Below are 13330 nucleotides of genomic sequence, written 5' to 3' on the forward strand. Positions count from 1 at the left end.
AACGTGACTGTCAATTCCTATGATTTATCTGCCCGTTACCGCTCTCCTCTTTGTGCTGCTGCTGCTGTCGCTGCCTTTCCTGTGGCTGGCGATCGCCCTCGATACCGTACAAGTAGCCGTTGCCAAGTTGGGCTTTTCACCCACTGCTGCCTCAGTTTTACTGCTGCTGGTGATTCTCGGCAGTACGATTAATATCCCCCTCTATGAGCGGGTTTCCACAGTAGCCATCGTTCCCGACTTTGAGGAACTCTGGTTGAGCCGGTTTTGGGGCATTCCCCTACGCAAAATTGAGCAGAAGACCATTGTGGCACTGAATGTGGGGGGCGGCCTGATCCCGACGGTGCTAGCCCTCTATCAATTTACCCGCGTCAGTCCCTTGGCAATTCTCTTGGTGACGGCGATTGTGGCCGCTGTCAGTTACTACTCTGCTCAGGTGGTACCGGGAATTGGTATCCAAATGAATGCCTTGGTTGCACCCTTAACAGCAGCCATGACAGCGATTTTAATTTCTGGGGGCGTGGCGGCGGCACCTATTGCCTTTGCCGGCGGTGTGCTGGGAACCTTGATTGGGGCAGATTTACTCCACCTACGGGAAATTGAGCGGATGTCGGCAGGCGTACTGAGTATTGGGGGTGCAGGTGTCTTTGATGGTATTGCCTTATGTGGGTTATTTGCACTGCTATTAACTTAGGCATACCCGCAGCAGGAATGTGCATGGTAAAGTGCTGGATGGAACGCTGAAACCTGTGAGAAAAATCTATGGGTCTGTTGGCTGGCTATCAATTTGTTAAAGATTTAGAGTCCGCTGGGGCATTGGCACTCTTTGTGCCGCCGGAGGGCGGCTTTGAGGGGCGCTATCAACGGCGATTGCGTTCCAAGGGCTATACCACCCTGCATATGAGCGCACCCGGCTTGGGGGATTTAGCCGCCTACCTGACCCAAGAGCACGGGATTCGTCCGGCTCACACAGGCAAGGAGAACATTCGGGTATATTTCCAGCCTCCTCTTGTTACCTATCACTTGGAAAATCTCCCCCCTAACGCCAAAGGCTTAGTGCTGTGGCTGATTGATGGTAAACGCCTTTCAAAGCAGGAATTTGCCTACTTGGCACAGTTGACTCAGACGCTGCCGAAATTCAAAGTGGTGGTGGAAGTGGAGGGCGATCGCTCTGTGCGCTGGGAACCCCTTGCCGATTGGGTTGCTGCTGCTTAAGATTCTGATTGGTTGCGTCAATCAGCAAACTGCCTACTTCCCCCTTGACAACCCTGCTGAAACCCTGAAGGATATGCGCTAAGAGGGCGCGATCGCGCTGTATCAAAAATAACCATTGGGGAAGGGACGATGACCTCAAATTCTGATATTTCAGGGAAGAAATTGGCAGCCGGCATTTGCGGTATCCTCTTGGGTACCCTTGGCATTCACAAATTTGTGCTTGGCTACAACACCGAGGGCTTGATCATGCTGCTGGTCAGCCTTTTGACCTGTGGTCTGGTTGCCCCTGTTATGGGCATTATTGGTCTGATTGAGGACATTATCTACCTCACCAAGAGTGATGAGGAGTTTTACAGAACGTACATTGCTAGCAAAAAAGGCTGGTTCTAGAAGCTAAAGGTTCTCCCCGCAGGGAAAATCAGGGGCAGTCGCTGGCCTGCTAAAATATCGGGCATGTCTCTACTTTTAGCAGTTATAGGTTAAGCACAGGATTTTTTGACATATCTAGTCTAGTTCAGCAGTGCCCTACGAACCCCTGCACCACAAATATCGTCCCCAGCGCTTTGCAGATCTGGTGGGTCAAGGGGCGATCGCGACCACCCTCACGCAAGCTCTGCTCAAGGAGCGCATTGCCCCTGCCTATCTCTTTTGTGGGCCGCGCGGTACGGGCAAGACCTCTAGTGCGCGAATTCTGGCGAAATCCCTCAACTGCCTGCGTAGCCCTAAACCTACTCCGCATCCCTGTGGTCAGTGCGAAGTATGTCGTCAGGTGGCCAATGGCACCAGTTTAGATGTCATTGAAATTGATGCGGCTAGCCACACCGGGGTGGACAACATTCGCGAACTGATTGAGAAGGCGCAATTTGCTCCCGTGCAATGCCGCTATAAGGTTTATGTGATTGACGAATGTCACATGCTCAGCGTGTCGGCCTTTAATGCCCTCCTCAAAACCCTCGAGGAGCCGCCGCCCCATGTGGTCTTTGTCCTTGCCACCACCGATCCGCAGCGCGTCCTGCCAACGATTATTTCCCGCTGTCAGCGCTTTGACTTTCGGCGCATTCCCCTTGAGGAGATGGTTGCCCACCTGCAGCACATTGCCCATAAGGAACAAATTGACATTGACCCCCAAGCCTTAACCCTCGTGGCGCAATTGTCCCAAGGGGGACTGCGGGATGCCGAAAGCCTTTTGGATCAGTTGAGCTTGTATCCAGAACGCATTACCGTCGAACATGTCTGGCAGCTCACAGGAGCCGTCCCTGAGCAGGATTTGCAGCAATTGTTGGGGGCGATCGCCCGTCGCGATGCGGTGGCGGTGCTTGAGCACACCCGCCAATTACTGGAGCGGGGTCGCGATCCGCTGACAATTCTGCAAAATTTTGCCGGTCTCTACCGCGATTTGCTCTTGGCAAAAACCGTCCCTGAACGGCAGGACTTAGTCGCCCTCACAACGGAAACTTGGCAGGCACTCATTGCCCTTGCTGAGACATGGTCCGTTGAAGAGATTCTGCAGGCTCAACAACATCTGCGCACCTGCGAAAGTCAAATCAAACAGAGCAATCAACCCCGTCTCTGGCTGGAAATTAGCCTTCTAGGGCTGATAAGGGAGACGGCACCACAATCCACTGTGGCAAATGTTACACCAATCACCAGTCCGAAACTGACAATTGTCTCCCGCGAGTCGCAAGCGGTTACTGCGCCTAACCCCCTCAAGGCATCGGAAGTTAAACAGGTTCAAACGAAAGACACTAAAGACACGGTTGCTCCAGCTTCTGAACCCAAGCCATCTCCTGAACCGCAAGTAAGTAATACCGAAGCTATTTGGGAGCAGGCGCTACAGGTTTTGCAGCAGATGCAAATGAGTACCTATGCGCTGCTCTCGCAACATGGTCACCTGCGACAAATTAGCGATCGCGAGGTGCACATCGGCATTGTCAATCAAACCCTGTTAAATCTGACGAAAAATAATCAAGCCAAAATTGAAGCCGCCTTTTCCAAAGTTCTAGGCCGTCCCATTAAGGTTTTCTTTGAGATTGCGCCCCCGTCCCACAAAGCTCCCCCTGCACCCCAAACAAAAGAGCCGCCATCCTCTGGCCTCGTTTCCTTTCGGCCACAGGAAGAACCACCACCACCCCCTACAGAATCACCCCCTGTGCCGCCGCCACCACCGCCCACTCCTGCGCCGAATGCTGTGCGGGAATCCGCTGAAAAACTAGCACGCTTCTTTAATGGGGTGGTCATTCGCTTTCCCGATGAAGCAGACACTCCAGACACTTCCATTGCCGACCTGTCTGAAGAGGATGAACTTGAGTTTTAGGGAATCTGGGCAGCTAGGTCTCTAGGCCTGATCTGGGGAGTTGACTGCTGAAAGCTGCAATAGAACGTTTGGCGTTAAGGAAGACTGCAGCTGCGACTGTAACTCTGCCACCGCCGTCAAAAAGGTTGCCAAGTCTAGGCCGCTAAAGTTTGGATCGCATTGTTCAAGGCGCCGCCGCCCTTCCCCCAGTAGCAAAATTGCCCCCCGCTGGTTGCCCCGACTCAGGTGATAGCAGGCCACGGCAATTTGGAGCAAGCCTTGGTAAAACGTGCGCTCAGGTCCACTGGCCTCTAACCAGAGGGCTTCGAGGGTGTCGTGACAGGCATAGAATTCGCTGTTGTTGAATTGAGTAATGGCGAGGGCAAGCTCAGGACGCATCATTGATTGGGAAAGCGCAATGGGCGATAATAGTAAAGAATCATGACATTTTTTAACGAATATCGGCAAAGCTTGTGCAAAATCCTCGAACTGTCTCTGATACCAAACGCGCCTTTTATGCGGTTCACAGGCGACCCATTCACTCCATCTACCGCCGCTTTATCGAAGAGCTGCTGGTTGAAATTCATCTGCTGCGCGTCAATGTAGAGTTTCGCTACTCTCCCCTTTTTGCCCTTGGGGTTGTTACCGCCTTTGACCAGTTTATGGAGGGGTATCAGCCGGCGGGCGATCGCGCCAGTATTTTCCATGCCCTCGGTGTCGCTGAGGAAATGAATCCGCAACAACTTAAGGAGGATGCCGCCAGTTGGCAACAGTACCAAGGCCGTCCCTTGAGTCAAATCCTTGAGGAACTCAACAGTGGTCAACCCAGTGCGCCCCTCAACAGCCTCAACCATGAGGGCAAGTATAGCCGCCTTCATGCGGTGGGACTCTATGCCTTCCTGCAGGAGCTGGCGGGGGATTTGACAACGAATCTCAACGAGACACTCGATCAACTCGCTCCCGTCATTAAGCTGCCAATCGAGAAAGTCAAGCGCGATCTCGAACTCTACCGCAGCAACCTCGACAAGATGAATCAGGCGCGTAGTCTGATGAAAGATCTGGTGGAGCAAGAACGCAAGCGCCGTGCTCAGGAGGCCTCTCCCTCACCCGCTGTGGATGCCAGTTCCGATGCTCCCGCTTGATCCGCCTCAACTCATTACCCTCGATGCGGTCGGCACCCTCTTTGGCCTGCGGGAAGCGGTGGGCACAGTTTACGCCCGCTTTGCTGCCGCAGTGGGAGTTCATGTCGATCCCGCCACACTGGATGTGGCCTTCTTTAAGGCCTTTAAGGCTGCACCCCCCTGCGCTTTTCCAGAAGTTGGCGCGTCACAACGCGCAGAGGCCGAATTCAAGTGGTGGCAAGGGGTTGCGGCAGACACCTTTCACCGTGCGGGGGTGCTGGATCAATTTGCGGATTTTGAGCGGTTTTTTGCGCCCATCTTTGCCTACTATGCCACGGCTGAACCGTGGTTCCTTTATGGGGATGTCTTGCCTGCTTTGAAGGATTGGCAAGGGCAGGGCATTGCCTTGATGGTGGTGTCCAATTTTGATAGCCGTTTGTATGGTGTTTTAGACGCCTTGGGATTAGCGCCGTTTTTCAAGCAGGTGTGGATTTCTAGTGAGGTGGGGGCGGCGAAACCGGATCGGCTGATTTTTGAGCGGGCAGTGGCTTCCTATCCAGCGTCTCAGGTCTGGCACATTGGTGATAGTTGGGAAGAGGATGTCCTTGGTGCCCAAGGGGCAGGACTGCAAGCGATTTGGCTGCGGCGCGATCGCCCCTTGCTGCCGGATCCCCCCCTGCCGCACACCCTCGCCGTGCCTCAAATTTCTGACCTTACAGAGGTGCAAGTTATACTGAGGGGAAGAGCGTCATGACGGAAGCAGCGGTGAGAAGCCAAATTTGCATTCTCGGTGGTGGCTTTGGCGGGCTTTATACGGCTCTGCGCTTGGCGCAGTTTCCTTGGGCTTCGCCGCCAGAGATTACCTTAGTGGATCAGAGCGATCGCTTTGTGTTTACCCCCCTACTCTATGAGCTAATTACGGGGGAACTACAGGCCTGGGAAATTGCACCGCCTTTTGTGGAGTTGCTCAAGGAGACCCCAGTGGTCTTTCACCAAGACACAGTAACTGCGGTGGATTGGCAAACAAAAACGGTTCATCTGAGGGAGGGTAGTCCTCTGACCTATGGGCAACTGGTTCTGGCCTTGGGGGGAGAAACCCCAAAGAATAGCATCCCTGGGGTAGCGGAGTACGCCCTGACCTTCCGAACCCTGAGCGATGCCTACCGCCTTGAAGAGGCGCTGCAACGGTGTGAGCACTGCGATCGCGACCGCATTCGGGTTGTGGTGGTGGGTGCAGGGCCAAGTGGGGTGGAATTGGCCTGTAAACTCGCAGAGCGCCTAGGTAGCCGCGGGCGCATTCGTTTGGTGGATCGCAACAGCGAGATTCTCAAGTCTTCCCCCGCATTTAATCGCAAGGCGGCTCTGCGCGCCCTCGAAGACCGTGGGGTGTGGATTGATCTAGAGACAACCCCTGTGGCGGTAACAGCGGATCACATTTCGCTGCAATACAAAGACCGCGTGGATGAGCTGCCTGTGGATATTGTGCTGTGGACGGTGGGGACAGCGGTTTCACCCGTGATTGCTGCCCTTGACTTGCCCAAAACAGCCACAGGGCGCCTTGAGGTGATGCCCACATTGCAAGTTGTGGATCACCCAGAGATTTTTGCCCTTGGGGATGCGGCGGATGCCGTGGATGAGCAGGGACAAGCAATTCCCCATACGGCCCAAGCGGCGTTTCAACAGGCGGATTATGCCGCCTGGAATCTTTGGGCCAGTCTCAGCGATCGCCCCCTCCTTCCCTGTCGTTATTCCCATCTCGGCGAGATGCTCACCCTCGGCACGGATCGCGCCGCCCTAGCAGGGCTGGGGCTGACTTTGGATGGTCCTCTGGCCTATCTCGCACGGCGGTTAATTTACCTCTATCGCATGCCCACCCTCGATCACCAACTGAAGGTGGGGTTAAACTGGATGGCCAAGCCCTTTTTGGAGTTGTTGGCAGGGGTAGCGAACTAGAACGTGTGCGCATTCTTGGCCTAGACCCCGGCTTAGCTGCCCTTGGCTATGGCTGCATAGAGATACACAACCACACCTGCCAAGTGTGTGATTTTGGCGTGATTACCACGCCTGCGGCTGCTCCCGTGGGCGATCGCCTCCAGAGTCTCTACAGCGATCTACACACCCTCATTCCCGCGCTCCAACCGGATTGGGTGGCTTTGGAGTGCCTCTTTTTCTACAAAATGAGTCACACAATTCTGGTGGCTCAAGCGCGGGGTGTGATTCTTTTAGTGCTCAGTCAACTCCACTGTCCCCTCATGGAATTCACTCCTCCCCAAGTGAAGCAAGCCCTCACCGGCTATGGCAACGCCGCAAAACGCGAGGTGCAACAGGCGGTGCAACGGGAACTCCATCTCAGCCACCTACCCCAGCCCGATGACGCTGCCGATGCCCTCGCGATCGCCCTCACCGCCAGCCGTTACTGCCACAACATCAACCGTTGACCAAGCCAGTTCCACGGCTTCACTGAGCCATTGGCGCGTTTGGCAATCCAGTAGGTCATCTTCTGCCAAAACCCATTCCTGCACCTGCGCTAAACTGTGCCCTTGGGCACGGCAAATGGCAATCACGCCGGCGATCGCTGCCGCCACCACCTCTTCACTAACCGGCTGCTGGCTGAGGGCGGCCATTTCTTCAAGACTCCTTGGAATGGGATAATGCATAGGGCAACAGGGAAATTCTGAGAAATCGTAAACTCTCTTAAACTGTTTAGTACAGTGCAGTTTACGCCAAATTGTGCCCTTGTCAAGCTCCCTAGCAGGCCTTTGAAACAAAATGCAAGAACTCCTATACCTTGAGGTACCCACACCCGATACCCCAGCGGTCATTCGCTGGCTACACCACACTTTTCAGCCGCGCTTAGGCACCCTTGTCCCCAAAAGCAGCGGCGGCTGTTGGCAGGTTCCCAATACCACTACGGAACTGGCCATTTTCCTGTGGAGTCTGCAACGTACCACGTACCTCAAGGTGATGCGCTGGGGAGAGCGGCCTTTTCCCCAAGAGCGTGCCTGTGTGCAACAGCTAGAGCGGGCGCTGCGTGTGGCCTTTCCCCTGCAACCTACGAATCTTCCCCCTTGGCCTGCGGGCCAGAGCATTTTTCAGGCCTTGGCCGATCGCTATCCGCTGACGGTGAAATACTTTCAACGCATGCCCAACGGCAAAGCGGATCTAGAGCGGGTCTATTGGTGGGAGCAGCGCTGGCGCCAAGGGGTTCAACAGCCCACTCCTCCTGTCCCTGTGTTGCACCGCGCAACGATCCCCTGTGATCCCCCCAGCTACGACTTGGTTTATGTGGGGGGAGCCTTGGGGGTGATCCATGCGGCAGTGATGGCGCAGTTGGGCTACCGAGTGCTGGTGATTGAACGGCTGCCCTTTGGCCGCATGAATCGCGAGTGGAATATCTCCCGCATGGAATTTCAGAGCCTGATTGATTTGGGGTTATTCACTGCCGCGGAGTTTGAGAGCCTCATTGCCCGTGAGTACCGCGATGGCTTTAACAAGTTCTTTGATGCCACCACTCCTGCCCATTGCCGGGCACCCGTACTGCACACGCCCACCGTACTCAACATTGCCCTTGACTCGGCAAAACTCTTGCAGTTGTGCGGTGAGAAACTGCGCCAAGCAGGCGGTGAGATTTGGGATTGGACAGAATTTGAGAGGGGCACGATTCATCCCAATGGGGTGGTGGTGCAAGCACAGCAGCGCCAGACCCAAGCCCAGCGCCAGGCGATCGCCCGTGTCCTCGTGGATGCGATGGGCACTGCCTCCCCCATTGCCCGCCAACTCAACGGCGGTCGAGCCTTCGAGAGTGTTTGTCCCACCGTGGGGGCAATTGTCAAGGGAATCCCGCCAGCGGTTTGGGATGGCGACTACGGTGATGTGCTCTTTAGCCATGGCGATATTTCGCGGGGACGGCAACTGATTTGGGAACTGTTTCCAGGGGCAGGGGAAGAGCGTACGATTTATCTGTTTCACTACCACCACATTCAGCCAGCGTTTCCCGGCTCTCTGTTGGAACTCTACGAAGACTTCTTTGCGATTTTGCCGGAGTACCGCCGCTGCAATCTAGAGGAGCTGACCTGGGTAAAACCGACCTTTGGTTACATTCCCGGCCACTTTAGTCATCATTGGAGCGATCGCGCCGTGGCCTTTGATCGCGTCTTGGCGATTGGCGATGCTGCCTCACTCCAGTCTCCCTTGGTGTTTACAGGTTTTGGCTCGCTGGTGCGCAACCTGCCCCGCTTAACGGATTTGCTGGATACGGCCCTGCGTCACGACTTGGTGCAAAAGCAATTTCTCAACCAAATTCGCGCCTATCAGAGCAATACGGCGGTGACTTGGCTCTTTTCGCGAGGCATGATGGTGCCCAGCGATCGCCCCCTTCCCCCCCAGCGCGTCAATGCCATGCTCAATACCTTCTTTGGCATTCTTGGACAGGAGTCCCCTGAACTGGCGGATCGCTTTATTAAAGACCGCACTGGCTGGCTTGCCTTCAATCGCATGGCGCTGCGAGCCGCTTGGCAAAACCCCGGCCTCCTGTGGTGGATCTACGACATGGTAGGACCTTGGCATCTGCTGCGTTGGTTGCGAAGCTACCTGAGTTTTAGTCTAGATGGCCTGTACCATGCTCTCTTTGGCAGTTGGTTGCCCCCCCTAGTGCGCCGTTGTCAAGGGTGGCTGGAACCCCTCGCCCCGCAACTCTGGTTTTGGCTTCTGGTGCAAAGCTATGCCCTGAGTTACTCCGTGGGGCAACCCCGCCTTGAGCGTCCTTTGGCACCTCTAACCATCGCCAGAGTTGATCAAGCAGTTTCCCCTCGCTAACCTTAGGAACAAGGGTGTTGCGGAGAGAACCACGGTGAATGCGGCAGAGCAGGCAGTGACGGTGCAGATGGCCAGTAAATTGGGGGCGATCGTTCACCTGTTTAAGCAGTGCAATCCGGATCTGCGGGCAGACCTCCATCCTTGGGCCAATGACCCCCACACCCGCCACTGGGTGGATCCGCATTCGATTGACATTGGCTTTCACCTCCCTGGTTGGAGTCGCCGCTGGCAGGCGCGCAGTTTACTCCTGCAAATCCGCTTCCATTCGGACGCAGACTCTCGCCAACGCCGTGCCATTGGTCTAGAGATTTTCGGTTTCAGCTACATGAGTGAGCAGTGGCGCTTCAGCACTATTGCGCAGGGCGTGTTTAGTGGCCCCAATCTTCCCGCGCCAGAGCTGCGCCATCAACTGCGGACCATTAGCCATGAGATTATTACTCTCCTAAATACGTGAGTTTCCCAACCTCTCCGTCAATGTCAATGGCGCATCCAACCTTCTCGTTTTTGCTGGGAACCGTTGCTGCCCTGTTTCCGATTGCTGACCCCATTGGCGCCATTCCCATCTTTTACACCTTTACGGCAAAATATCCCGCCAAGTACCGTCATCAACAAGCGAAACAAATTGCCCGTAATGTCTTTGCCGTTTTAGTTGCATTTTTTCTGGGAGGCAAGTTTATCCTTGGCTTCTTTGGGATTTCCCTAGCCGTGGTTCGTATTGCGGGGGGGCTGATCGTAGCTCATACCGCTTGGCAGATGGTGACCTCTCATCAACGTTTAACGCTACAGGAGCACGCGGAAGCAATTGACAAAGAGGATATTACCTTTACGCCAATGGCCGTCCCTTTGATTAGTGGGCCGGGGGCGATCGGCGTAACCATGACCCTGTCAACCCGCTGCCAAAGGTGGGAAGAATACCTCGGTTGCCTGTTGGGAATTGGTCTGTTTAGCGGCATAGTCTACCTTTGTCTGTTTTTGGGCGAGCCGCTGGTGCGAAAATGGGGCCAAACGGGGATCGGGGCGCTAACCCGTATTCTGGGATTTTTCATTCTGGCGATCGCTGTACAGTTAATTGCCGACGGCAGTCTGGAATTCTTGAGCACAAATCAGAATCAAACTCGTTAAACTAGGCCATTAAAGACATCCACCTAGCTCTCGATCATTCCAGTCATGCCCTTGCGCCTTTTTGTCTATGGCACCCTCAAACCCGGCTATCAACCCCACGAGGTCCTCTGTCGGCCTTGGCTGAGTGCCCATCAGCCGGCCTTGGTGAGAGGCCGCCTTTATCATCTGCCGATGGGATATCCCGCTCTCACGGCAGAGGAAGGTTGGGTACAAGGGGAATTATTGATCTTTGAGAACCCCCCTGCCAATGTATTGGCGCGACTCGATGCCTTTGAAGGCTATAACCCCAGTTTGCCTGCCGACCAGAATGCCTACACTCGCCAAGAAGTGCCAGTGTATGACCTAAATCATCACCCCTTGGGGAGGGCATGGGCATACCTGATGAGGATTGAGGACGTGCGGGAGGTCAAGGGAGAATGGCTGCCGGCGGGGCTGTGGGATCGGCCAACGCATCTGCGAGCCTAGACTTAGACTTCTGAGCCTAGATTTCTTTTGCAGTTTTAGCGGCTTTGACGGGCGTCACATGGAGTTCCTTGAGTTGCTGCGGTTCCACACTACTGGGGGCACCGGTGAGTAAACAGCGCGCTTGCTGCGTTTTCGGAAAGGCAATCGTGTCGCGGATAGATTCTTCACCGGCAAGGAGCATGACTAAACGATCTAGACCATAGGCAATGCCGCCATGGGGGGGCGCTCCAAACTCAAAGGCTTCGAGAAGAAACCCAAATTTTTCTTGAACTGCTGCCTCATCCAGACCAATGGTTTCAAAGACTTGACGTTGCAATTCCGGTCGATAGATGCGCAAGCTGCCGCCGCCCACCTCGTAGCCGTTGAAGATGAGATCATAGGCTTGGGCACGGGCGGTTTTGAGATCGGCAAGATCAGCGGGATGGGGCGCTGTAAAGGGGTGGTGCAAGGCCTCAAGGCGCTGCTCTTCGGCGTTCCACTCAAACAGCGGAAAATCCACTACCCACAACAGATGAATGGCCGTCGGATCAATGAGGTTAAATTCACGGGCAATTCTCTGCCGCAGGCGATCGAGGGTTTTATTCACCGTTGCCCTGTCCCCTGCCCCAAAGAGGAGAAGATGCCCCGGCTCGGCACCGGTACGCTTGAGGAGCATCGCTTTTTGCTCTGGGGAAAGATTATCTTTGATGGCACCAATGGTGTCCATCTCGCCGTTGTCACGAACGCGGATATAGGCCAATCCTTTGGCGCCGGCAGTGGTGGCCTCCTGGAAGAGATCGCCCCCGGGTTTAATGCGCACGTTGGAGATGCGATCGCTGCCATTGGGAATGGGCAAAATTTTTACCACACCCCCTTGGGCGATCGCCCCACTAAAGACTTTGAAACCCGAATCTTTCAGAATATCGGAGACATCTACCAGTTCAAGGCCATAGCGGGTATCGGGTTTATCGGTGCCATAGCGATCCATGGCCTCTTGGTAACTCAGGCGGGGAAAGGGCCGCGCTAGATCAATCCCCTTCACGGTCTTGAAAACATGGCAAATCAGTGCTTCGTTGAGATCAATAATTTCATCCTGATCCATGAAGCTCATCTCCATGTCCAGTTGCGTAAATTCGGGTTGGCGATCGGCGCGTAAATCCTCATCGCGAAAACAGCGGGCAATCTGGTAGTAGCGATCGCACCCCGCCACCATCAACAACTGCTTGAACAACTGCGGCGATTGAGGCAGAGCAAACCATTCCCCTGGATTCACCCGACTGGGCACTAAATAATCGCGGGCACCCTCCGGAGTCGAGCGAGTGAGAATGGGCGTTTCCACTTCAATAAAGCCGGCTTCGTCCTCTAAGAAGCGGCGCATGGCTTGGACAACGCGATGGCGTAACTGTAAATTCCGTGCCATCCGTTCCCGCCGTAGATCAAGATAGCGGTAGCGCAGCCGCACCTCTTCCCGCACTTGCTCATTCTCGGTGCTGGAGATGGCAAAGGGGAGTTGTTGGCGCACCGTATTGAGGACATCAATGTGATCGGCGTAGATCTCGATCTCGCCAGTGGCCAATTTCGGATTGACAGACTCCGCCGGACGCTTGCTGACCCGGCCCATGACTTTCACCACATACTCACTGCGCAGGCGATCAGCTTGAGCATAGGAGTCGGGAGTGCGCTGGGGGTCACTGACAATTTGGATAATGCCGGAGCGATCGCGCAGGTCAATAAAGATCACGCCGCCATGATCTCGCCGCCGATCCACCCAACCGTAGAGGGTGACCGTTGTTCCGACATCTGTTAGCCGAACATCGCCACAGTAGTGTGTGCGCATAGACCCCAATGATTTGTGAGTATGTTGGTAAAGCCTTACTATTTTAGCCGCTCACCGCCCTGGCGTTAGCAGGGCATCCCCAAGGAATCACCGGTTTGCAAGAGGGCTGCCCTTTAGAAATCGCAACAGATATTTACAAGACTTCATGTGGATTCCCTAACTTTAGTTGCGGCTTTCACAGAATTTACCCCAATTTTCAAGGGGCAACGTATGGTAGTAGATAGGCAAAATCTAAAGAAAACCTTAAAAGGAGGGCAAGTATGACTCCCTCTCTGCTACGTCAGTTCTGGCACTTCGTTGAGCAAGCACAGGTGGGACGCTTGTTAAGTATGGATGATCACACCCTACAGGGGTGGCTAGTGACGCAGTTTACGGATATCTATCCCCTAGAGTACCAGCAGCGCTATCATCTAGAGCGCTACATTTCCTCGCGCCTTTCTCTGATCCGAGAGGTGGCCAGCGATCGCCTCTAGGAACCCAGCAGGC

Annotated in this window: 16 protein-coding genes; 13 read left to right on the forward strand and 3 right to left on the reverse strand. The window is 54.7% G+C overall.

Going from position 1 to position 13330, the window contains the following annotated elements:
• The first annotated feature begins 19 nt into the window (after positions 1–19).
• The 4 genes from ACK4HN_RS06270 (at position 20) to ACK4HN_RS06285 (ending at position 3526) form a co-directional block, all read left to right on the forward strand.
• A complete protein-coding gene (locus ACK4HN_RS06270) occupies positions 20–691 on the forward strand; it encodes a DUF1614 domain-containing protein (RefSeq protein ID WP_409851896.1) in 672 nt (223 codons plus the stop codon).
• A 68-nt stretch (positions 692–759) separates the two neighbouring features.
• Positions 760–1212 (forward strand): photosynthetic/respiratory NAD(P)H-quinone oxidoreductase subunit N, encoded by a 453-nt coding sequence (gene ndhN, locus ACK4HN_RS06275; protein WP_409868952.1) that lies wholly within the window; start codon positions 760–762, stop codon positions 1210–1212.
• Between the two features lie 129 nt (positions 1213–1341).
• Positions 1342–1602, forward strand: coding sequence for a TM2 domain-containing protein (locus tag ACK4HN_RS06280; RefSeq protein ID WP_409877362.1), 261 nt, complete (start codon positions 1342–1344; stop codon positions 1600–1602).
• A gap of 130 nt (positions 1603–1732) precedes the next feature.
• Positions 1733–3526, forward strand: coding sequence for a DNA polymerase III subunit gamma/tau (locus tag ACK4HN_RS06285; protein WP_409868950.1), 1794 nt, complete (start codon positions 1733–1735; stop codon positions 3524–3526).
• A 21-nt stretch (positions 3527–3547) separates the two neighbouring features.
• Here ACK4HN_RS06285 and ACK4HN_RS06290 read toward each other — a convergent pair whose 3' ends face one another.
• Entirely contained in the window at positions 3548–3907 is a 360-nt protein-coding gene (locus ACK4HN_RS06290) for a DUF309 domain-containing protein (RefSeq protein ID WP_409868949.1), read from the reverse strand.
• A gap of 71 nt (positions 3908–3978) precedes the next feature.
• On the opposite strand from ACK4HN_RS06290, the gene psb29 reads away from it, so the two are divergent.
• From psb29 to ruvC, 4 genes are read left to right on the forward strand one after another with little or no spacing between them, the layout of a single operon-like run.
• Positions 3979–4647, forward strand: coding sequence for a photosystem II biogenesis protein Psp29 (psb29, locus tag ACK4HN_RS06295; RefSeq protein ID WP_409868948.1), 669 nt, complete (start codon positions 3979–3981; stop codon positions 4645–4647).
• Positions 4634–5380 (forward strand): HAD-IA family hydrolase, encoded by a 747-nt coding sequence (locus tag ACK4HN_RS06300; RefSeq protein WP_409868947.1) that lies wholly within the window; start codon positions 4634–4636, stop codon positions 5378–5380. Before psb29 ends, ACK4HN_RS06300 begins: the two co-directional genes overlap by 14 nt.
• Entirely contained in the window at positions 5377–6579 is a 1203-nt protein-coding gene (locus tag ACK4HN_RS06305) for an NAD(P)/FAD-dependent oxidoreductase (protein WP_409868946.1), read from the forward strand. Before ACK4HN_RS06300 ends, ACK4HN_RS06305 begins: the two co-directional genes overlap by 4 nt.
• A gap of 5 nt (positions 6580–6584) precedes the next feature.
• Complete coding sequence (ruvC, locus tag ACK4HN_RS06310; RefSeq protein ID WP_409868945.1) at positions 6585–7064, forward strand: crossover junction endodeoxyribonuclease RuvC; 480 nt, start codon at positions 6585–6587, stop codon at positions 7062–7064.
• Here ruvC and ACK4HN_RS06315 read toward each other — a convergent pair.
• Positions 6984–7283 (reverse strand): hypothetical protein, encoded by a 300-nt coding sequence (locus ACK4HN_RS06315; protein ID WP_409877363.1) that lies wholly within the window; start codon positions 7281–7283, stop codon positions 6984–6986. The two genes, ruvC and ACK4HN_RS06315, sit on opposite strands and share 81 nt — an antisense overlap.
• Positions 7284–7395: 112 nt before the next feature.
• On the opposite strand from ACK4HN_RS06315, the gene ACK4HN_RS06320 reads away from it, so the two are divergent.
• From ACK4HN_RS06320 to ACK4HN_RS06335, 4 genes are read left to right on the forward strand one after another with little or no spacing between them, the layout of a single operon-like run.
• Positions 7396–9441 (forward strand): NAD(P)/FAD-dependent oxidoreductase, encoded by a 2046-nt coding sequence (locus ACK4HN_RS06320; protein WP_409868943.1) that lies wholly within the window; start codon positions 7396–7398, stop codon positions 9439–9441.
• Positions 9442–9475: 34 nt separating this feature from the next.
• Entirely contained in the window at positions 9476–9895 is a 420-nt protein-coding gene (locus ACK4HN_RS06325; protein ID WP_409868942.1) for a hypothetical protein, read from the forward strand.
• A 26-nt stretch (positions 9896–9921) separates the two neighbouring features.
• Positions 9922–10563, forward strand: coding sequence for a MarC family protein (locus tag ACK4HN_RS06330; protein ID WP_409868941.1), 642 nt, complete (start codon positions 9922–9924; stop codon positions 10561–10563).
• A 45-nt stretch (positions 10564–10608) separates the two neighbouring features.
• A complete protein-coding gene (locus ACK4HN_RS06335) occupies positions 10609–11028 on the forward strand; it encodes a gamma-glutamylcyclotransferase (protein WP_409851863.1) in 420 nt (139 codons plus the stop codon).
• 16 nt (positions 11029–11044) lie between these two features.
• On the opposite strand, the gene aspS is transcribed toward ACK4HN_RS06335, so the two are convergent.
• Positions 11045–12844, reverse strand: coding sequence for an aspartate--tRNA ligase (gene aspS, locus ACK4HN_RS06340; RefSeq protein WP_409868940.1), 1800 nt, complete (start codon positions 12842–12844; stop codon positions 11045–11047).
• 260 nt (positions 12845–13104) lie between these two features.
• Between aspS and ACK4HN_RS06345 the strand changes: the two genes are divergently transcribed.
• Positions 13105–13317 carry a hypothetical protein gene (locus ACK4HN_RS06345; protein ID WP_409868939.1) on the forward strand — a complete coding sequence of 71 codons (213 nt, stop codon included), beginning with the start codon at positions 13105–13107 and terminating at the stop codon, positions 13315–13317.
• Positions 13318–13330 lie beyond the last annotated feature (13 nt).

This window comes from Thermosynechococcus sp. (assembly GCF_046299655.1).
Classification (GTDB): domain Bacteria; phylum Cyanobacteriota; class Cyanobacteriia; order Thermosynechococcales; family Thermosynechococcaceae; genus Thermosynechococcus.